The sequence below is a fragment of the Haladaptatus sp. AB643 genome (genome assembly GCF_024136975.1).
In the GTDB taxonomy this organism is placed as follows: domain Archaea; phylum Halobacteriota; class Halobacteria; order Halobacteriales; family Haladaptataceae; genus Haladaptatus.
In genome coordinates this window covers 58,965-79,810 of sequence record NZ_JAMYJW010000005.1, presented here as the reverse complement: position 1 = coordinate 79,810, position 20,846 = coordinate 58,965, and the positions used below count along the sequence as shown (strand labels likewise).

18 protein-coding genes and 1 pseudogene are annotated in these 20,846 nt (G+C 54.7%); 8 read left to right on the top strand and 11 right to left on the bottom strand.

Going from position 1 to position 20,846, the window contains the following annotated elements:
* Nucleotides 1–47 precede the first annotated feature (47 nt).
* The gene (locus NKF25_RS11860) at nucleotides 48–2,270 is read right to left on the bottom strand and encodes a universal stress protein (RefSeq protein WP_253226874.1); all 2,223 of its coding nucleotides are present in this window, start codon (nucleotides 2,268–2,270) and stop codon (nucleotides 48–50) included.
* A gap of 220 nt (nucleotides 2,271–2,490) precedes the next feature.
* Between NKF25_RS11860 and NKF25_RS11855 the strand changes: the two genes are divergently transcribed.
* Entirely contained in the window at nucleotides 2,491–3,387 is an 897-nt protein-coding gene (locus tag NKF25_RS11855; RefSeq protein ID WP_253226873.1) for an NAD(P)-dependent oxidoreductase, read from the top strand.
* Nucleotides 3,388–3,582: 195 nt separating this feature from the next.
* On the opposite strand, the gene NKF25_RS11850 is transcribed toward NKF25_RS11855, so the two are convergent.
* Nucleotides 3,583–5,319, bottom strand: coding sequence for a choice-of-anchor I family protein (locus NKF25_RS11850; RefSeq protein ID WP_253226872.1), 1,737 nt, complete (start codon nucleotides 5,317–5,319; stop codon nucleotides 3,583–3,585).
* A gap of 331 nt (nucleotides 5,320–5,650) precedes the next feature.
* Between NKF25_RS11850 and NKF25_RS11845 the strand changes: the two genes are divergently transcribed.
* Nucleotides 5,651–5,911 (top strand): bacteriophage holin, encoded by a 261-nt coding sequence (locus NKF25_RS11845; RefSeq protein WP_253226871.1) that lies wholly within the window; start codon nucleotides 5,651–5,653, stop codon nucleotides 5,909–5,911.
* Nucleotides 5,912–6,036: 125 nt separating this feature from the next.
* On the opposite strand, the gene NKF25_RS11840 is transcribed toward NKF25_RS11845, so the two are convergent.
* Complete coding sequence (locus tag NKF25_RS11840; RefSeq protein WP_253226870.1) at nucleotides 6,037–8,862, bottom strand: aconitate hydratase; 2,826 nt, start codon at nucleotides 8,860–8,862, stop codon at nucleotides 6,037–6,039.
* A 467-nt stretch (nucleotides 8,863–9,329) separates the two neighbouring features.
* Complete coding sequence (locus NKF25_RS11835; protein WP_253226869.1) at nucleotides 9,330–9,908, bottom strand: hypothetical protein; 579 nt, start codon at nucleotides 9,906–9,908, stop codon at nucleotides 9,330–9,332.
* Nucleotides 9,909–10,027: 119 nt separating this feature from the next.
* Here NKF25_RS11835 and NKF25_RS11830 point away from each other — a divergent pair, with 119 nt between their 5' ends.
* Nucleotides 10,028–10,438, top strand: a complete 411-nt coding sequence (locus NKF25_RS11830) for a transcriptional regulator (RefSeq protein ID WP_253226868.1) — start codon at nucleotides 10,028–10,030, stop codon at nucleotides 10,436–10,438.
* Between the two features lie 85 nt (nucleotides 10,439–10,523).
* Here NKF25_RS11830 and NKF25_RS11825 read toward each other — a convergent pair whose 3' ends face one another.
* Both NKF25_RS11825 and NKF25_RS11820 read right to left on the bottom strand, forming a co-directional pair.
* Nucleotides 10,524–11,948, bottom strand: coding sequence for an AarF/ABC1/UbiB kinase family protein (locus NKF25_RS11825; RefSeq protein WP_253226867.1), 1,425 nt, complete (start codon nucleotides 11,946–11,948; stop codon nucleotides 10,524–10,526).
* A 279-nt stretch (nucleotides 11,949–12,227) separates the two neighbouring features.
* Entirely contained in the window at nucleotides 12,228–12,614 is a 387-nt protein-coding gene (locus NKF25_RS11820; protein WP_253226866.1) for a hypothetical protein, read from the bottom strand.
* A 499-nt stretch (nucleotides 12,615–13,113) separates the two neighbouring features.
* Here NKF25_RS11820 and NKF25_RS11815 point away from each other — a divergent pair, with 499 nt between their 5' ends.
* The 3 genes from NKF25_RS11815 to NKF25_RS11805 all read left to right on the top strand — a co-directional run bounded on the left by NKF25_RS11815 (nucleotide 13,114) and on the right by NKF25_RS11805 (nucleotide 16,699).
* The gene (locus tag NKF25_RS11815) at nucleotides 13,114–13,683 is read left to right on the top strand and encodes a flavodoxin domain-containing protein (RefSeq protein WP_253226865.1); all 570 of its coding nucleotides are present in this window, start codon (nucleotides 13,114–13,116) and stop codon (nucleotides 13,681–13,683) included.
* A 723-nt stretch (nucleotides 13,684–14,406) separates the two neighbouring features.
* A complete protein-coding gene (locus NKF25_RS11810) occupies nucleotides 14,407–14,601 on the top strand; it encodes a cold shock domain-containing protein (RefSeq protein WP_253226864.1) in 195 nt (64 codons plus the stop codon).
* Between the two features lie 253 nt (nucleotides 14,602–14,854).
* Nucleotides 14,855–16,699 (top strand): SLC13 family permease, encoded by a 1,845-nt coding sequence (locus tag NKF25_RS11805; RefSeq protein WP_253226863.1) that lies wholly within the window; start codon nucleotides 14,855–14,857, stop codon nucleotides 16,697–16,699.
* A 72-nt stretch (nucleotides 16,700–16,771) separates the two neighbouring features.
* Here NKF25_RS11805 and NKF25_RS11800 read toward each other — a convergent pair.
* Both NKF25_RS11800 and NKF25_RS11795 read right to left on the bottom strand, forming a co-directional pair.
* Nucleotides 16,772–16,948, bottom strand: a pseudogene (locus tag NKF25_RS11800) (transcription initiation factor IIB 3); the annotation flags it as partial.
* 399 nt (nucleotides 16,949–17,347) lie between these two features.
* On the bottom strand, nucleotides 17,348–17,578 hold the full coding sequence (locus tag NKF25_RS11795) for a CopG family transcriptional regulator (protein ID WP_253226862.1): 231 nt from the start codon (nucleotides 17,576–17,578) through the stop codon (nucleotides 17,348–17,350).
* A 236-nt stretch (nucleotides 17,579–17,814) separates the two neighbouring features.
* Between NKF25_RS11795 and NKF25_RS11790 the strand changes: the two genes are divergently transcribed.
* Entirely contained in the window at nucleotides 17,815–17,961 is a 147-nt protein-coding gene (locus NKF25_RS11790) for a hypothetical protein (protein WP_253226861.1), read from the top strand.
* Between the two features lie 389 nt (nucleotides 17,962–18,350).
* Here the strand turns inward: NKF25_RS11790 and NKF25_RS11785 are convergent, their stop codons facing one another.
* From NKF25_RS11785 to NKF25_RS24465, 3 genes are all read right to left on the bottom strand, one after another.
* Nucleotides 18,351–18,632 (bottom strand): hypothetical protein, encoded by a 282-nt coding sequence (locus NKF25_RS11785; RefSeq protein WP_253226860.1) that lies wholly within the window; start codon nucleotides 18,630–18,632, stop codon nucleotides 18,351–18,353.
* Between the two features lie 1,082 nt (nucleotides 18,633–19,714).
* On the bottom strand, nucleotides 19,715–19,882 hold the full coding sequence (locus tag NKF25_RS11780) for a DUF1931 domain-containing protein (RefSeq protein ID WP_227773336.1): 168 nt from the start codon (nucleotides 19,880–19,882) through the stop codon (nucleotides 19,715–19,717).
* 506 nt (nucleotides 19,883–20,388) lie between these two features.
* Entirely contained in the window at nucleotides 20,389–20,472 is an 84-nt protein-coding gene (locus tag NKF25_RS24465; RefSeq protein WP_342766329.1) for a hypothetical protein, read from the bottom strand.
* Nucleotides 20,473–20,646: 174 nt separating this feature from the next.
* On the opposite strand from NKF25_RS24465, the gene NKF25_RS11775 reads away from it, so the two are divergent.
* On the top strand, nucleotides 20,647–20,787 hold the full coding sequence (locus NKF25_RS11775) for a hypothetical protein (RefSeq protein WP_253226859.1): 141 nt from the start codon (nucleotides 20,647–20,649) through the stop codon (nucleotides 20,785–20,787).
* Nucleotides 20,788–20,846: the final 59 nt, after the last annotated feature.

Genomic DNA, 20,846 nt, shown 5'->3' with positions numbered 1-20,846 from the left:
AGATCGTACTTTTCGACGTCCCGACAAGGGTACCAAACGAACCGAATTCAGTACGCAACTCGTTCGACAACTGCCTGAACGAGCGTCGTCCCTCTCGATTTGGGCGGATGGACCAAGAGAACGCTACAATCGAGCTGGCTACTGATCTCGGTCGCCGGATCACCGAGAAGCATCTCGTGGAGGCGGGAGTGTGCGACCGTCCCTAAAATCGCCAAGTCAGCAGTTGACGCTTCGGCAACCAATCCATCCACCGTATCTGCCACCCTGATGATTTCGCTCTCCGTCTCGACCGAACAGAGTTCCTCGAGATCGGTCAAAAACGCACGTGTCACACCGAGTTGCTCGTCCGAGACATCCGAGTCAACGGCGGTGACGAACCGAATGGTCGCCCCGAACACACTGGCAATTGCATTGGCGATAGCCACCTTCGTTGGCTCGTACGGTCGTCGCTGAGTCAGAACCGCGATTTCGTCCACTTGTTCGAGTCCACGGTCCTGAACGAACGTCGTCGAACACGGCGCATGTTTCATGAACCAGTCGACGTCGCTTCCAAGTAACTCGGCGTGCCAGTGTTCCGGTCGCCACTCACCGAGAATGAGTTCGACACCGAGGTCGTTGGCATAGTTGATTACTGCCTTCTTTATGTCGTGACTGACGACCTCACTCGCCTCGATCCGAACCGGTAACTCGTCCGCTAACGCGCGCGTCTGGGCCTCGAATTGGCGGTCCTCCATGGTCAACTCGGTCGCCGACGAGAGGGGGAGTTGGTCCGGAACTTCCTCGAAGCGAATCGCGTGAACCGTTCCGCCTTGTTGCTGTGCCACGCACGCCGCGAGGCGGAGTAACGTCTGTTCCCGCTCGACGGACGTGTCCACGTCCATCGCAACGAGGACGTGACCGTCACCATCGGCAACTGCACGTTCCGTCTCGATCAACGTTTGAGAGCTCTCGGATCGTCGGATCGCATCGAGGGCTGCTCCTTCCCGTTCCGTCCGTTCGAGACCGTAGAATCGATACCACGCGAGGCCAAACAGGATGATTCCCAATGCGCCTCCGAGTGCGACGACTCCCATCTGTGTCAGTAAGAGAAGTCCGCCGAGGGCACCGATTCCTTGCACTAGCGGATAGCCGGGGGCCGTAAACTCGGGGGAATACCACTCGAGGTCACTTTCGCGAAACGCGATGAGTGCTCCATTGATGAAGACGAAAACGAGGATCTGGAACGCACTCGCCAACTTCGCGAGATCGACGACCGGGACGAATGCGATCAGGACGAGCAGGATCAATCCGGTGAATCCGATCGAGTAAATTGGCGTTTTAAACCGTTCGCTCACTTCGCTGAACTGTGGGGGAGCGAGCGAGTCTCGGCTCATCGCGAGCGGATAGCGCGACGATGACAGTATTCCGGCATTCGCCATACTCGTCAATGCCAAGACCGCGACGATGGCAAGCACGAGGCCACCGACCGGCCCTGCAAACGATTCTGCCGCCAGAGCCATCGGCGTCAAACTGTGACCCGTCTGTAGCTCGGGTGCTGGTACGACGCCGACGATAACGAAAACGGTCAGCGTGTACACCAACATCATCACGAGGACCGAAACGAGGATCGCAATCGGAATGTTTCGTCCTGGGTTTTCGACTTCTTCGGCGACGCTGGCGATCTTCGTGACACCGGCATAGGAGACGAAGACGAAGCCAGTCGCAGCGAGAAGTCCGGTATCTCCGTGCGTCAGAAACGGATGGTATTGTGCGTGATCGACGTACGTTATCCCCTCGGCCACGAACCCGACGAGAACGAGGAGGACGAAACTAACGATTCCGGCCTGTAGCCGACCGGTTTGCTTGACACCGACGATGTTGACGGCGATAAGAAGAACGCCGAGTCCGATCCCGACGAAAGTGAGTACACCCGTCGGAATGTCGATGAGCAACAGCAGGTACGCGCCCAGACCGACGAGAGCGAACGCGCTCTTGAAGACGAGCGAAAACCAGGCACCGATTCCAGCGATGGTACCGGGTAACGGTCCCATCGCGCGGTCGATGAAGAGATAGGTGCCACCCGCTTCCGGGATTGCGGTCGCCATCTCCGCTTTCGAGAGTGCAGCGGGAAGAACGATGATTCCCGCAAGCAGATAGGCCAAGATAACACTTGGCCCCGTTTTCGCCGCTGCGAGTCCCGGAAGGACAAAAATGCCACTTCCGATCATCGCTCCGATACTGATGGTGATCGTCGCGTACAGGCCGAGGTCGCGTTCGAGATTTTTTGCCATTGTCGGTTACTTCTTTTTTACCGAGATGCGTTTCCGTTTCATCCGTTCGACAGTGTCGTGTGCGGAGTACCATAAATAATGACCCGAGTCGGCGCGTCGTCGAGAATAACGTCGGATACCTCCACAGACCGGATCATCCGTGTGAGATACAGCGAGGTCCGTCGAAATCGCGGCCAATACGGATACTGAATTATTTGAGTGCGGTGGAACGAGAGGAAGTATGATCGAGACGGTAGCCGTCACTGGCGGCAACGGTCGTGTTGGACAGGGCGTGTTGGCACATTTGAACGAGGAAGGCTATCGGACCGTCAACCTCTCACGGGGGAAGCGAGACGAGACGCATTCGGATGTGTATCTCACGACCGATTTAATCGACGCCGGTGAGGTCTATGGCTCGCTTGCAAGGAGTAATGCCGACGCAATCGTCCATCTCGGGATGCTTCCAACGCCGGACGTAACGCCAGGATATCGAACCTACGAGAGTAACGTCATGTCGAGTTACCACGTCTTGGAGGCTGCAGGAGCCCTTGGAGTCGACACGGTCGTTCTAGCGTCGAGTTTCAGCGCGATAGGTGGTGGATTCGAACCTGATGGCATTACCGTCGATTATCTACCTCTCGACGAGGACCACCGTCTCACACCGTCGAATCCCTACGGGATGGGCAAACAGACGCTCGAAATCGCCGCCGATGGGTTTGCACGTCGCCGTGAAAATCGACCCCGAACGATCACCTCTCTCCGATTCCCGTGGGTCGTCGATAACGATCTGGCATACGAGACGTTCGTCGAGGCCGATCGAACGCTGGCTGGGATGCGGGAATCGGGTCACTTCCACACCCAACGCAACACGTTGTTCACCTACGTTCACATGTCGGACGCTGTCGATCTCGTTGGAAGGGCCGTCGAGGCGACCTTCGATGGTCACGAGCGCGTCTGGGTATCGGCGCCGGACACCAGTGCCGAAACACCTACCCGTGAAATCATTCCGGAAATCTTTCCCGATGCCGAGGTTCGAAGCTATTTCGATGAGCACGAGCACGCGGCGTTGGTCGACACTGCGAAGGCACGAAACCTGTTCGACTGGACTCCCGAGTGGAGTTGGCGACGATTGGCATAACAGTGTATATATTGGGGCTAGCTGTCGTCCCCGACGAGGTTCACGACCTTCGAGGATCGAATCCGTCACTTCGCTGCTCACGAAGTACTACGGGGACGGATCGGGCGACGGTTCCGATGGGACGGTGGATTCATAGCGAGAGTAGCGAAAGGGACCACGTCCTGCAATGTTCGTCGGATATCCCGATAATTGACGTCACATCGTCGTAGCCTCGTAGATGGTCGTCGTTCCGCTTAGTTCGTTCGCGACGATGAGAAGTGATGCGTCCGTGGGACTATCGTCGGCCGGGACGAACGACAATCCTTCGGGTGCGAGGTCACCGGCCGCACCAGCCTCTATATCGCCACGTTCCAGTGCATCATCGAGATTCGCATGTGGACCGTTGATTCCCAGTTCCGCCAAATCAAAGATTCGGTTGTTCACGTACTCGACGAACGTTGGCGCTTGAGGGTTCGAAACGTCGAATACCATTACACCGCCGATTTCTTCTAAGCCGACGAACGTGTAGTCGACCCCATCGACGGTACCAACTGCGATACCTTCCGGTTCGGGGCCGGATGCTGGACTCTCCTCATCGAGGTCGATGGAATTCGAGCCAGTGTTGAACGCTGCTTCAGGGAATTTTCCCTCGGAAATGAGATCGGCAATAGTACTCTCGATCAGATTGCCACTCTCGAAAACGAGTTCGAGTCCGCCGTCAGTTGGTTTCCAGATCGCAAACGAGCGACCACCGTAAATATATAGTTCTTCGAGTCGCCCGTCGTTGTCGCAATCACCGAGGTCAGTCGACACTTCCAGCCCCTCCAACGACGAGAGCGTGTTTCTATCGAACTGGGATTCATCGATCGGTACGTCGATACGTCCGTCGTCGTCCGAGTCGAGTCCGAAGGAACCGCCCTCCTCGATGAGAACACCGGATTCGGAGAACCCATCGTAGCTACGTGGGTCTCCCTCGTTGGCGGTTACCAGATACGTCTCCCCGTCAACGGAGTATGCTCCTATCGAGTCCGGTTGATAGATCCCGAAGAGCGGTTGCGTTTCGATATCGATCTTTCCATCGTTTATCGCGTCGAGCCCGTTCTTTGAGAGCGAGAAATCTTTGCACCCGAGCGGAACGATATTGCGGACACTCACCGCAGCGATATCGACAATGGCGATCGCATTGTTTTCTTGGAGGGTGACGTACGCCATCTTCGAATCGTCGGAAATCGCGATGAACTCCGGTTCGAGATCCTGTGCAACTGTCGCGTTCGGTCCGTAGATTCGGACGCCTTTCTTGCGAAGCGCCGTCCTCTGCGAATCGAACTTTTGGAATCCGGCGGTCGCAACGTCCGCATTTTGAACACCTCGGGAAACATCGATAACGGTAATCGAACCGCGTGGGTCGCGGCTATACGAATCGTTGGGCTCTCCCTCGCAGGCCGCAAGCACTGAATCGCCATCGGGGGTAAACGTCACCATATCGGGAAGACGACCAACAGTTACCGAATTCAGAAGATCGAGGCTCCGAGTGTCGTAAAAAACGATTCGACCAGGTCGGGTCTCTGGTTCGGCAGCGACAGCAACCGCGAGGATACCATCGTGAGCGTCGGCGCTGTTTGTAGGGCCGGGGTCTTTCCATATATCTGTGATCCTGATCGAGTCGACCAGCGACGGGGCCGACGGGTCAGAGAGGTCGAGGACGTCGACACCGCTTTCGTTTGCATCCACAACAAACGCGCGCTCTGTGCGAGCATCGTACGTCGGGATTTCTGCAGCATCGTCGTTATACACGCCGGTCTCATACCGTCCGGTCTGTCTCAAAACGTTCGTCGTTTCTTGGTCGTGACCACCAGACGTGGCCGCTCCCACCGTCGATAGGCCAGATGCGAGAAAGAGCGACCCAGTAACACCGAGAAACCTTCGCCGCCCTATTGTATGTCGTTTCGTCATCTCAAGGAATGACAACGACTGGCACACACATAATCATTAACTCATGGTTACATATTCATCTACGTTATTTTTCCACATCCAGCCCTTACTTGACGAGCACGAACCGATACCAACGACCACGGCACCGCGGTCATACATCGCTCTTTCTCCGTCGAAGCGCTGTCTCGTTCCTGCTCATCGAGATTCAGGATGTCTGCGCCTCAGTCCGGATTCGTAGAAATCACCAACGAAAGCCACGAGTACCGATTCGGGTACCTCTACGTGTCGAGTTCTCGTTGAATCGGATCAATTGTCTCCCAATTTTATATCGCTTCTCGTTGTATGCCACTCTATGTCTTCAGAATCGTCGCGATTCGATCCGCGGGCGTTCGGATTAGCGTGTGGACTGCTCTGGGCTAGCGCAGTTGCGGCCCTCGGTGTTACCGCTCGGGTTGGGTGGGGAAAACGATGGGAACGGCTGCTCTCCGACGTATATCGTGGCTATAACGAGACAATCACCGGACTCGCTATCGGTGCCATCTGGGCGTTTTTCGATGCACTCGTTGGTGGCTATGCCTTTGCCAAGTTGTACAATCGTCTCCTCCAAGACTGACGATACCGTACTCTGATGCGTTCAGGAACGCGCGACGACATCGGTGTTCACGCCATGCCGTTTTCGACGACGTTCCGTTCCTCGATTGCGGATCCGAAATCCCAGCGTCGGAACGGTTTGCGCGGTTACTCCGTGAGTAACCGTCGAAGGACGAGATGGAGAATACCGCCGTTTTCGACGTATCGAACTGCTGCAGGTGTCCCCACTTGCGCGGTCACCGGGAATTCGACCGTCGAACCGTCCTCGCGCTCGGCGACGACCGTGAGTTCGTCCTTGACGTCGAGTCCATCGTCGAGACCGTGAATGGAGAACGTCTCGGATCCGTCGAGGTCGAGCGATTCCCACGAATCCCCGCTCTGGAACTGGAGCGGCAGGACGCCCATGCCGACGAGGTTGTCGCGGTAGATGCGCTCGTAGCTCTCCGCGATGGTCGCCGCCACGCCCAGCAGATCGGTTCCTTTCGCCGCCCAGTCACGGCTGGACCCGGTTCCGAACTCCGTCCCGGCGGCGACGACGAGCGGGGTTCCGTCCTCCCGATACCGCTCGGACGCCTCGAAGACGGTCGTCTCCTCGCCGGTCGGTTGATGGATGGTGTAGCCGCCCTCCACGTCGTCCAACATCTCGTTCTCGATGCGCACGTTGGCGAACGTGCCGCGCATCATCACCTCGTGGTTCCCGCGCCGTGACCCGTAGGTGTTGAATTCGTACGGTTCGACGCCGTGGTTGAGGAGCCACTGCCCTGCGGGGAGGTCCGGTCCGAAGGGACCGGCGGGACTGATGTGGTCCGTGGTTACGGTGTCGCCGAGCAGCATGAGACAGCGCGCTTCCTCGATGTCCGCGACGCCGGGTTCCTCCAGCGGGAAGTCCTTGAAGAACGGCGGTTCGCGGATGTACGTGGACTCTTCGTCCCACTCGTACACGTCCCCGGTCGGCGCTTCGAGGCCCTTCCAGCGCTCGTCGCCCTCGTACACGGAGGCGTACTTGTCCTCGAACATCGACGTGTCCACGCTGTCGTGAACGGCCGCGTGGATTTCGTCGGACGACGGCCAGAGGTCGGCGAGGTAGACCGGTTCGCCGTCGTCGTCCGTCCCGACCGGTTCGCGTTCGAGGTCGATGTCCATCCGTCCCGCGAGGCCGTAGGCAACGACCAGCGGTGGGCTGGCGAGGTAATTCGCGCGAATCTTCGGGTGGATGCGCGCCTCGAAGTTCCGGTTGCCGGAGAGGACGCTCGTCGTCCAGAGGCCGTGTTCGTCGATGGCGGTCTCGATGGGGTCCGGAAGCGGTCCGGCGTTGCCGATACAGGTCGTACAGCCGTATCCGACCACGTTGTACCCCAAATCTTCGAGGTACGGGAGGAGGCCGGAGGCGTCGAGGTACTCCGTGACGACGCGGCTTCCCGGCGCGAGGCTTGTCTTCACGTAGTCGGGGACGTCGAGGCCGCGGTCGACGGCGTTCTTGGCGAGCAGTCCCGCGGCGAGCATCACCGAGGGGTTCGAGGTGTTCGTACAACTCGTGATGGCGCTGACGACCACGGAGCCGTGGCCGATTTCGACCTCCGATCCGTCGTCCATCTCGACGGACACGCGCTTCGTGAGTTCGCCGAGGTCTGGTTCCTCTGGCGCTTCCGCCGTTCCCGGCTTCGTCACCGTTCCTCCGTCCGTGGACGCGCCGGTTCCTTCCGCATTTCCTCCCGCGCCACCCTCGCCGAGCCAGCGGGTGATGGCTTCCTCGTCCACGTCACCGAGTTCGTCTCCGAACTCGTCGTAGAGCAGGTTTCGGAAGTGGGTCCGCATGTCGCCCATGGGAACGCGGTCTTGGGGGCGCTTCGGCCCGGCGAGGCTGGGTTCGACGGTCGAGAGGTCCAACTCGACCGTTTCCGTATATTCGGGTTCCTGCTCGCCGAACAGCCCTTGCGCGTCGAGGTACTCCCGGACGAGTTCGATATGCTCGGGTTCGCGTCCCGTGAGTTCGAGGTAGTCGAGCGTCGCCTCGTCCACCGGGAACACGCTGATAGTCGATCCCTGTTCGGGGGCCATGTTCGAGAGCGTCGCCCGGTCCGGGACGGTGAGGTTCGACACGCCGGGACCGAAGAACTCGACGAAGCGGTCCACGACGCCGACGCCGCGCAGTTTCTCCGTGACGTGCAGAACGAGGTCGGTCGCGGTCGCGCCCTCGGGGAGTTCGCCGGTCAGGCGGACGCCCACCACTTCGGGGAGTTTCATCGTGATGGGCTGACCGAGCATCGCCGCCTCCGCTTCGATGCCGCCGACGCCCCATCCGACGACGCCGATGCCACCGATCATGGGCGTGTGGCTGTCCGTCCCGACCAGCGTGTCCGGGAACAACCAGTTTTCCCCGTCGACGTCGCGGTCGTGGACGACTCGGCCCAGATACTCCAGATTCACTTGATGGACGATACCGGTTCCCGGCGGGACGACGTTGAAGTCCTCGAACGCCTGTTGAGCCCATTTGAGCGCCTTGTACCGCTCCGCGTTCCGCTCGTACTCCATTTCGACGTTCCGCTCGTAGGCGTCCTCGGATCCGAAGTAATCGACTTGGACGCTGTGGTCGATGACCAAATCGATGGGGACTTCGGGTTCGACGATGGACGGTTGCTCGCCCGCGCGGTCCGCCGCGGAGCGAAGCGCCGCCAAATCGACGACCGCGGGAACGCCGGTGAGGTCCTGTAGAACGACGCGAGAGGGCGTGAACGGGAGTTCGACGTCCGGAACCTCGGGTTGCCACGAGGCGGCGTTGCGAACGTCCTCCTCGGTGATGGTCTCACCATCCACGTTCCGAAGGACGGACTCCAGGAGGATTCGGATACTTACCGGAAGGTTGTCGAGGTCGCACAACCCTTCGTCTTCGAGGACCGTGAGGTCCGCCATCTTGTACGAGGTTCCGTCGACCTCGAATTCGCGGACCGCATCGAACGGGGCTTCTCTACTCATTGTACCCTAAATTTGGATGGCTGTCGTTATCAATAACCCCCCAAATCCTACCCTGTGAGAAGACGGCCGGTTTCGTAATCGAGTAGCTACTGTTCCGCAAAGACGAGAAACGGCTTCGCTCGCTGTGTGGCCTCACAACTCGAAACCGACTGCGTATCGGAATCATACAAAACATAGCCTTTGTCGACGAGTTTTGGAATATGAACTTGTGAAAGGTTGACCAAGTACCGCTGGAGTGTCCCATCGGTTATCACCTTCCTTCGTGTTTCACGCTTCGCCACGACGGTTGCGAGTTCACTGAGCGAGGTGGTCTCCTCAGTGAGCAGCAGATGTCGAAGTATTTCCCGTCGTCGTCTGGAGCGAAGAATATCGAACAGCACGTCGAGGGATTCTTCTCCGGAGATCCAATCTTGGGACGATCGTATAAACACCCTATTTCGTCCCCAGGGAGGAAAATCAACGGACCACTAGGGAAGTGCTTCAGCACATTCTAAAAGCTCGTCCTCGGTCTGCCAGATACACAGGCGGCCTGTATCGTTTAGCATGTCAAAGATTGCAGTCTGCATCCCACTATATGGCTTCCCGAGATCGACGTTCGTATCGACTGTGTCCGGGTCCAGAGTGGAATATTCACGCTTGAAAACTCGCGTCTTCGTGAAATAGGACTCCAGAGCAGTGAAGTATCCCTGTTCGACAAGGAAACCTCCACGGTCGTGTTCAGTTACACCGACGATATAATCGGTATAGTCCGCCAGAAGTCGGAATTTGACATAGGTGTTGACCCATTCACTACGGATATCTACCATCAGAAATGCATACGTGTCGGTTCGTCGGTTGAGGCGATCCTTGACCAATTGAAGTCGGTATATCTCCGGTCGACCGTAACTACCGAGAACGAAGTAGGAAGACTCGTTCGTGAAAATCGGTGAGAGCTCTGCAATACTGTGTTTGAGGTCTTCGTATTCCTGGGGCGTGAGCGAAGTGTCGTGCAGATGCTCCTCGGCGCTCTCTGCTACTTCATCGATAGTCGGTTCCTCCGTGTTCATCGTCTTCGTGCTCTCAATTATCGAGTATCAATGCATCGACTTCATCAGCGGCCACATCGTAATAGACCGATTCGTATTTCGGCGAAACGCTTTTGCACGTACTACTCGAAGAAACTAGTATGAGTACGTCTGGCCACACGTCATCCAACCTCGACAATGTTCGAAAACGATTGAACGTTGTCACCCAAGAAACGCGGTTCTCACTCATCCAGGACATCCTCGGGCATCCATCACAGCTTCCAACGCTGAAAGAACTTGACTACGTAAATCCGAGCAAAAGTCAGACGACGATCCGTCAACATCTCCAGCAACTCGTCGATGTGGGAATCGTCGAAGCGGTTTTCCTCCCCGACGAGCAACGGCAGAACGATCTCCCGTACAAGTTCTACGGAATCAGTGACGAGGGACGAGCGTTTCTCGACGAACACGGGTTACTGCGTGCCGAAGAAACGTTGCAGACGGTCTATGCTCGCGTAGAGAAATCCGACGCGATCGAACGGTATCAGACTGCGCCTCGCCCCGAACAGTGATCAACGTAGAGATCGAGGAGGCCGTCCGCTCACTAAATGTCCATGGTGGACACAACTATTCCCGTAGAACAGTCCGACTGGAATCCTACTTTGGTTCCGTGCGAATCGATCGATAGAAGAGGACGACGAAGAGCCCTGCCACGAGGAGTCCACCAATACCGTACCGGAGATCAACCATCGAAAGGATCGATGCACCAAGTATCGTAAAACCAGCTAAAAGAACGTATCCGAGCGGTTTGGCGATCGTTTGCAACTGCACTTGATCGACGGTGGATCGTTGGGTTTGGGCTTCGTCTCGAATGATAGCGTCGAGGGCACGCTCTAGTTTCGGTGGAACGCGAACGAGTGCCTTCGCTGATGCCTCGACATCGGTTCGCATTTCATCGAACATCATGCGTGCCCCTCGTTCCATAAATCCGTGCCGTCGGAGAAACTCTCGAGCGGCGTGAATAAAATCGAACTCCGGATCGAGCTCTCGGAGAACCCCTTCACTGACCGTTCCGATGCGGATGACGAGCATGATGTTTGGTGGGAGGCGAAAGGGGAATTGTTGGAGTTCGGCGAGGGCATCGGTCAAGATATCACGCCAATTGACGTCCTCCTTCCCTTCGAATTCGTCCATCATGAGACTCAGCATCGCAGCCATTTTGACCCGATCGACGTTTGGGTCCAGGACATCGATCTTGATCAGGATATCCGTGATCGTTTCGACATCGCGGTTAACGACGGAAAGATAGAGCTGAATGACGTTCTCCTGCATTGCGGGTGTAAACCGGCCAGACATGCCGAAATCGTAGAACACGATCCGACCCTCGTCGTCGACAGAGAGATTTCCTGGGTGAGGGTCTCCATGAAAAACGCCGTGCACGAGTCCCATCGTAAAGTACGCATTCGCCACTTTGTGTGCGATCGGCTTCGGATCGAAGCCGGCCGCTTCCAATTGGTCGACGTCAGTGATCTTGATCCCAACAATGTACTCCATCGTGAGCACGCGTTCGGACGAGACGTCGGTGTACACTCGGGGAATGCGGACCGTAGAATCGTCACTGAAGTTGTTTCGAATCTCGTCCATCATCCGTGCTTCACGCTCGAAGTCGAGTTCCTCCTGGATAATACGCTCAAAGTCATCGGCCATATTTCGGAGCGAGAATCGATAGCGATTCGGAGCAAAGAAGACGATAACGGGAAGCAACCGCCGGATGACGCGGAGATCGGTATCGATGCGATCTTTGATATCGGGTCGCCGAACCTTAACAGCGACACGGGTTCCGTCGTAAACGGCTTCATACACCTGCGCAAGCGACCCTCCTGCGATCGGATCGGGATCAAAATCGTCGTACGAGTGGGACCCCACATCTTTGGCGAGCGACGAGATCATTTCACTATATGGACTCGGTGGAACCGCATCTTGTAGGGTGGCGAACTCCTCGGCATACACCTCCGGCACGAGATCTGGACGTGTGGAAAGAACCTGCCCGGTTTTGATGAACGTCGGACCGAGTGCGAGCATGACATCCCGCAGTTGACGTGCTCGTTCCCGATGTTGTTCACGGGAAACAGTCCGTGAACTACCAAAGAACAGAAATCGTCGTCGGTCGCGGAGAAACGTCACCACAAACGGAAAAAATTGACCAACGATACGTAGCAACCGGACAGAAAACCATGTCATCTCGGACCTATATATACTCACAACACCTATTCGGATAAAGATGTCCAGTGGTATTCCCCTTCCATAAACGGCGTGGCTTCCCGTATCGCCGTAGGGATATCTATGCTCTGAAGAAAGAAATCACGCTATGTCCGTATCAATCGTCTCTGGTAACGGATCAACACGAAACACGTAGTCCGCATAGACGCCATCGAGATTCGTGGGACTTTCTTCAGCAGTATGTCGTTGACAAAGACTAGCCTCTGCCTCAACACCCCCGTGACCCGTTTCTTCTTGGTAACGTTCGAGAACGACAAATTTCGCTGGTTCGTCGCATCCACGACGGTGACACTTTCGGGAAGAGTCCGGATTTTCCGTTCCCTCGTGTCGAGATTCATTTGCTTCGTTCTGTTCGTCACGTGGTTCGGTTTCGTCCATACGTTCGCGTGCCTGCTCAACTTCCCACGCTCGCTGGCGGTTCTCTTCGTTACGGGCTTGCTTGTTTCGGCTCTTTTTGTTGTCCGCCATATCGTCTCTAGGTGAACGAGAGGGATAACGCTGTGGTGAGAATTTGGTGATATTTTACTGGAAAACATACCACCTGACTGAATTTGTTATAATTCACGTCCCGATACGATGAGTATTCACTAATTCTCCTCTGCCTTGGAAGCTACCAGGCCACCACCCGTGAACTCGATTTTCCACGGTCTAACTCGTCCTGTTCATGGACCAATTCAATTAAGTGACATACTGGTTGCCGCTTCACCCCGACCGTATAGATGTGTCACTTCGGGACATTCACGACTACGGTTGTGTGGGGTTTCGTAATAGATCGGTGTCCCTCTCGAGATCGATGTACTGACGGGGGTGCCTACGTGGTCGCTGACGTCGCCGTCGTCTACCGAAATGAGAAAAACCTCGTTAGAGAATTACCGGAGAATATCCACCTGCTCGCGTTCGATCGTTCTACGGCTGTAGGACCCCTCGTGATTATCCATACTGCGATCCTCTGTGGAACTGAACAACCATGGCTTCCATCCTCGTCTGTTACGGTACCGGTGAAGGACAAACCGCGAAGGTGGCTGATCGCATCGGCGACAGGCTCACCGCGAACGGTCACGAGACGATGACGGTCAATGTGAAGGAGATCAGCCCCGATCTCGACATCGACGACTTCGACGCCGTTCTGGTCGGGGCATCGATCCATATGGGAAAACAACAAAAGGCAGTTCGTAAGTTCGGTAAGGCCAACCGCGATGTGTTGGTGACGAAGCCAACTGGTTTCTTCCAGGTCTCCGGTGCGTCCGGAGAGGAGACCGAGGAGGGAGCAGCCGAGGCGGCTGGATACGTCGACGAATTCGTCGAAGCCACGGACTGGCGCCCCGACCGAATCGGCCTCTTTGGCGGTGCGCTACGATTCTCGGAGTACGGCTTCCTCATGCGAGCGCTGATGAAACGCATCACCAGGAAAGAGCACCCTGAGGTGGACACGTCAGGCGACGTCGAATTCACCGATTGGGAGTCGGTCGAGGCGTTCGCCGACGATTTCGCTGCGTTCGTCGAGGAGCGGTTCGACGAGTCGAGCGACACAAGCTGAGAGGTGTGGGTGTGGTAGTTTCATTCATATTTCAACTCGACAGAGATACAAGACGAGCGCCTCGGGAGTTGACTCCAGGGCAGCTCTGCCGTATGAAGCTCGGTAGGTGAACGAGTCATCCCTTTCCGGGTCTCTCGGGAAGGTTGCTCGTCGCACCGAATCGGGAAAGGACCCGCCGCGGGAGTTGACCCCTCGTGTTGCCCGTCACTCACCAGGATACTCGGGTTCACGCTTATTGAGGAACGCATCAATGCCCTCGTTCGCGTCACCTGTGGTACACAGCGAGGCGAATTGCTCGTTCGAGACAATCCCACAAGATACGGCAGCTTTGTGTGATCGTCGTTTAACAGGGTAATGTCCCCCGTCTCAAGAGCGGTGTCCGTCCCCGCTGCACCCATCGTAACTCCAACCGTCGTCGTCGTGAGTGCCGATGTATCGTTGACTCCATTACCGACCATCGCGACACCAATTGGAGGGACAGTTGGACGGCATCTGTGGCTTTTGGACCCACCGGAGACAAGAATTCCCATAAAACTAGAAGTATGGCTTCTACCGAAGCCATGGTTCGTTCTGGTGAATCCGGTGCTTCTTCTGGGCAGAACTATCCAAATGGTCGAGTAAATACCCACTCCTGACATTCATGGACATATGTCTAAATATTTCTCGGATTTAAAAAATGAATGCGGAAGTCTTAACCGTGTGTTGGATCTGTGTTTAGTTGCAATGGCAAACGGAAAGGTTGATTTCTTCAACAACACTGGCGGCTACGGTTTTATCACGACGGACGACTCTGACGACGACGTATTCTTCCACATGGAGGACGTTGGCGGTGAGGATCTGACTGAAGGGACCGAGATCGACTTCGAAATTGAACAAGCCCCCAAGGGCCCCCGCGCGACGAACATCGTTCGCGCATAATTTACGCACATAGTCGCCATCAGGCGACACTGTGTACTTTGTTCCATTTTCAGGTGAAGGTTTATCCGGAGCAGTAGCTTTCGCACTGCCCCATACATGATGAATCCCATTCTTGACACCATATCTTTGTCAATTCTAATTACTCTCTCGTTAAGATATGTAGTGGTATTAAGATAGCAGACAATCTATATTCTGTATGGTAATACATATATCTCTAGCACAAGCTGGGGGAATTCCACCAGTTACAACTGGTATGCTTGTCGTATTCGGGATTATCGCGTTAGCACTCTTTCTTTTCGTGACTGAATTATTGCCGATAGATGTCACCGCGATTCTCGTAATGGTGCTCCTGATGTTCCTGAATCCGTGGACCCAAGTTTCTGTTGCTGAAGGGATTTCGGGATTTTCAAACACTGCAACTGTCGCCGTGCTCGCGATGCTTATCCTCTCGACAGGGATTAGTCAGACGGGACTCGTTCAGATTATTGGAAAAAAGATGGCCGCCTTTGCTGGCAATGACCAACTGAAACAACTTGTTGCGACTATCAGCGTTACTGGTCCTGTGTCTGGATTCATTAACAACACTCCAGTGGTTGCGATCCTCGTTCCGGTCATCTCCGATCTCGCCCACGAGGGGAATACCTCACCTTCGAAACTCCTCATTCCTCTCTCGTATGCCTCGATGTTCGGTGGGATGCTCACTCTCATTGGGACCTCAACGAACTTACTCGCATCCAGCGTTTCTGAACGGTTGATTGGGCGGCCATTCTCAATGTTTACCTTTACTGGACTGGGAGTCATCGTGCTTCTAACGGGCAGTGTCTATTTGCTGACTATCGGCCACAAACTCATTCCGGAACGCGTCCCTGCACGTGAAGACTACCTTGAGGAATACGATTTACAGGGCTATGTGTTCGAAGTCGTCGTCCGGGACGAGTCCCCTCTCATCGGGAAAACCGTTCAAACTGCGATCGATGAATCACAGTTCGATACGGACATCGTCCAACTTTCCCGTGACAACGAACAGTATTTCGAAGGTATCGCCAGCAAACGGATTCGTGTAGGGGATATTCTCACTGTTCGTACTGACCGTGGAACGCTCAACGTACTTCGTGAGCAAGAAGGACTCGACCTTGTTGGGACACAATACTCCGATTCGGCACTCGAACCGTCAGAGGAAGAAACACAGACACTCGTCGAAATCGTCATTCAGTCAGGTTCCTCACTACTCGGTGAGACGATTGCAACCTCGGCCTTTCGTGAGCGGTACGATGCGAGCGTCCTTGCATTCCGGTCCGGCGGGAAAACGATACGGAGTCGGCTCAATGATCTCCCACTGCGGGTCGGTGACACGCTCCTTGTCCAAGCACCGAGTGATAGCATCGACCGATTGAGTCGTAATCCAGAATTTATCGTCGCTCATGAATCTGAATCGCCCGATTATCGAACGGAAAAGATACCGTGGGCACTCGGGATTATTATCGCTGTTGTCGGTCTTGTCGGAATGCCATGGGATACTCTCGCGAATGTAACTGGTGTCGAGATGCTCGCAGGTGTCAACTTTAGTATCGTCCAGACAGCGCTCGCTGGTGTCGTACTGATGGTTGTCACTGATGTGATCAAGCCCGGAGAGATATACGAGGGCGTGGACTGGAGTGTTATTTTCCTGCTTGCGGGTGTTATTCCACTTGGAGTTGCCTTAGAGCAAACGGGTGCAGCAAACCTCCTCGGTTCACTTGTCGCTGCAACCGCGGATTTCCTCCCACTCATCGGAGTTCTGTGGGTGTTCTACATCGCAACGGGGCTCATTACAAGTATCATCAGCAACAATGCGAGTGTGGTCTTGATGATTCCTGTTGCTGTCGAAGCGGCCCGAGATATCGGTGGCAATCCGTTCGCGTTTATTCTTGCAGTTACTTTTGCTGCTTCAACGGCGTTCATTACGCCTGTTGGATATCAAACGAACCTGTTCGTCTATGGACCGGGTGGGTACAAATTCACAGACTATGCGAGAGTTGGTGCGCCGCTTCAGCTTCTACTCTCTGTTGTGACAATTCTCGGAATTGCGTTCTTTTGGGGAGTTGGTGCGCCAGCCTGAACACCACTTCCGTGTTCGCATCTGTTGTATGAACAGGGGGGTGAGCGATTGCTTCTAACTGCAGTGGATATCTTATTCGATGTCTATCGCATCGATCTGTTCCGGATATCGGTTGCGAATCGTCACTTCGGTCACGTGTGCAACTGACGCGACCGCATCCTGTGTTTCTTTCTCATCACACAGCAGTGAGGCGGCGTAAATCGCTGCCGCCGCATACCCAGTGGGCGACTTCCCTGAAAGCAGGCCCTTTGCTATCGAGACCGAACACCTGCACGGGGCGCTGCTCTTCTTGCTCCCAGGTAAGCGCCTCAATGACGTCATGTGAGAACTGTGGCGCGGAAGCCACCCGGAAAGGTGCACTCACCGACTGCTGCTAATCCCGTCTCCTTTTTTCATTCATGTCACGCCAAACAACGCTGTCCGATGGTGCCCAGCGCACGCTGACCGAGTGCGCGGAGACGACCGAACGTAACGACGACACACCGACGACTGAACGGGATTTGCTCAACCGTACGCACCAACACACAGAGGACGTCGCATCCGAGTATTTCGCACACCAGGCAGTTGAAACAGGTGAAGAGAAAAACTCGATTGCCTCATTGAACTCGAAATCGAAGGGAATGTTGGCTCCTCTGTTCGAGAGGAGGGTTAGAGCGGATCGTCGTATTGGTCGGCTGGATCCTGTTGCTCATCGACAGCATCTGTAAACAGATCTCCATCCAACTCCTCTTCGAATTCATCGCCAGTGTCTTGGGCCGATAACCCCATTGTGAGCAACTCTTCGATCGCTTGTTCTTGATTTAGAAAATCACCTTGTTCGACAAGCCGATCAATATCACTCTCGATACGGTCAGGCAAGGCTACCTCGAACGTGGCCATGGATACAATCTATTCTAGAGACAGATTAACTCTCGGGCTAGTTTTTCGATGAGTAGTAGTGTTATTCCTCGGTTCTTGCCGTTTTTTACGCCTTCTTAGGAACGACCATGGAATCCATGAGTACAAACTCATCTGCAACCTGCGACGCTGGCCGAGATGGCACAGCACCGCCCATAGGCCGAACAGTTTTCCTTCGATGTCGATGCCTCCGGACTCATTGACGTCACCAAGAGCTAATGGCCTGCACGTATCCGTATCACGTTCACCGGAACGCCTACTGCAAGCACATGACCGCCGTCGAAACCGCAACTGACGACGGAACACTCGGCACCTTCCCGTCCGAGGATAACGAAGACGATTCCTTCGTCGACGGTTCTTCGTGACCGGCTTTGGCTTTGCTATCGTTGCCGGTCTCGTGTCTGTCGCCCGTGTTGTCGTTGGATACCACTGGACGGTAGATATCCTAGCACGTGCAGTGGCAGGAGGGTTGGACTGTCCTCGCGGAACTTGGTGCACCATATGGCAACCAGATCGGGGAAATCTGTGTCGATATTGATGAAAATCTGCGTGAGATCGCTGGGCTCAATTGATCATTCCTGAGGTATGATTTACGAAATCAAGGCAAATATCGTTGGATCCAATGCACGTGTACTCGAGATGGTTGACACCGAAGGCTGGACGGGATACAAAGCAGTCACAACAGCGTGGGAAGAAATCCCGTTCGACTGTAGTGGTTGCCTTGACGACCGATTTCTTCCGCCATAGTTAGTGGTCACTCCTCATCTTGTAGTGCAGCTGCAATCACTTCGAGCTCTGTCTTCCGGAACGCGTTTGGAGTTTGTTCTGGATTATCATCGTCGACTTCGCCGATTTTCCAAAGGATACCGGCCCGCATCTGCGGTTTGGAAGGCAAGTTATGTGTGTCTATATCGTAGTTTACAGCCGTACAGATTGCAGCAAGGGCTTCTTTGGTGAAGGCTGTCGATTCAATGCGTTCGTATCTCCCGACAGCCTGTCGAATTTCGTTGCGGAGTTCGTTGACGGTTTGTGTCATAGAGACACTGGTGTTGGGAGTTATCGTGTAAGTTCTGGTTTCTACGATGATGGAGTGATCCTCGTTGTGTCTATGGGATGGGTGTGATCAATTGCCCACCGTGCACCCGGTCTCTCTTCCGAGGAATATTGGACATTCCTACCGAGGTCTTATTTTCTTCAGAGATACGCTAGAATTCACAGCAAGGAACCAGTAGTCGTCCCGAGATCAGACGTTAGCTGTTGGTAGGTCTGTAGCCCAGTCTGGAAGCGCTGAATAATCTTTGACTGGTGTCCTGGACATGCAATGGGTACAATTGCCCCACCTTGGACTGGAACTATGGATTGGGCTGCAGAATACGACGCGAAACGACAGCCGGGGCATGAGATCCCACCAGCGGGCTGGTGATGGAGAAGCGTCGCTGTGTCGTTAGAGGTGAGTCCACAGATCGAAGTAAACTGCTCGAGATGGTCATCACAACTGAGCACAGGAATTCGAAGATGATCCAAAAGGAGAAATGACACGGCTTGCTGGCCTTCAGGATCAAGGGCGGACTGACACGCATTACAATCAATCGCCGATTGATCATCGATGATCTCCGACTGTGATTGCTGAAAATCTCCGGGTGACATTATATCATCTAGCAGACTTCAAGATGGATAAGTAATTGGGGCGTTCGCCATGATGAAACTCGAAAGCTGGTTTACGGTATAATTCTCGGGATTTGGGAGGGCCATTATAGTAGTATACTAACTCCGTCACCAACACTGAATCAGGGCGAATGAATGACCCGAAAACTGTGCGATAGCTGATTAAGAGAAGGAAGTGTGTTCATTCAAGAGTGTAAGCTAGCGGCTGTACTCGGGTCATAGAGTGGCTTAAGTCCTCTATGACGAGCGAGATTGCAGCGAAACGTGGGTGGCTACGTCGGACGGCGTACGAGGTATTGAATGGGCTTAGCTGAAGAGGGAGAGATTTGCAAGAAGGAGACTGAAGCGTCGGGTGATCTGAATTCGGATGGAATCTCGGCCAGTCGTTAGAGGAGTGCGTTCTGTGTAGCGACAAACAAAAACAGGTTGATGCTACGTTGAAGCGATGGATCGCTACAAATCGCGCGCTTGGACGGTTTTGCGATCGTTTTCTTCGGCTCGTCGAGCAGCGTTGTCGAGGACCGTTGCAACTTCCTCATCGAGTGCATCGTAGAAGTCACTCGCCACATTTTGTCCTTCAAGCTGTTCTTTCACTGCTGCTTTGACAATCAAATCAGCCATACAAGCCTCCAGACGTTATAATACTACAAAAGAACAGTGGCGGAATAGTTCAGAATAGACGACTATGTGCCAGAGAAACACACATCACATCACAACCGTACAGCAACAAATCACGACTTGAATGATGCACGCATACACGTCGGTTCTCTTCATAATGTACAGAGAGTAACCGATACCGAGTGTGAAAACAATTAGAATATGGATGAAAATCGGTCCATTTCGCACCCACCGTAAAAAATCGAAAGCCGAGAAAATCGTGAGCGCCACAAAAGATCCGAAAAGATACGCCAAGCGAAAGACGACGGGGAAAGTAAACTCGCAGAAGAGCGATTCCTGCTATTTTGTCGAACTCCGTTGACCGTGACGAGATGGGATTCTGATCGAGGTGATGAATCGTAAACGAGGTGCCCTCCATGAATATCCCCAGTAACGTCTCTTAGGGCAGAACAGTCTCTTGTTGTTTCCGCACTTTGGGTATGGACGAACGTGAAGCGTTCGCAGTGTTGCTAAATATCGAGGGCGTCCGTCCTGCGGGTGAACGTTCGCCCGTGGTCTGCCTCACCGAACTCGTGATACTGCCAGGCGTGGATGAGTTCGTGCCGGACGGTTTCGCTGAATTGCTCCCACCCGCGTTATTCGGAGGCCGTCTCGGTTAGTGTGATCGTGATTGCCTCTGTTGTCGGGTCGTATTTCGTGACGCCCGCCGTTCGCTGCGCTCGATGTGAACTCTCCCACTCGATCGTTTCGACCGGCAGGTCGGGGAAATGCTCGGCGACGACGTCGGCTGCGTGCTGTTGTGCTCGGCCGAGGAGGACCGTCGGTGTCTCAAGTGTATCGTCGGTCCAGCATCCGCGCTCTCCATCAGCGTCTGCTGGTCGGTGATATCCGATAACGTCGTTTGGTGAAACATGGACAAAAACAGCTGAAGTGGTGGTTGGTTCGACCGTTTGCATGCTGTCTAAGC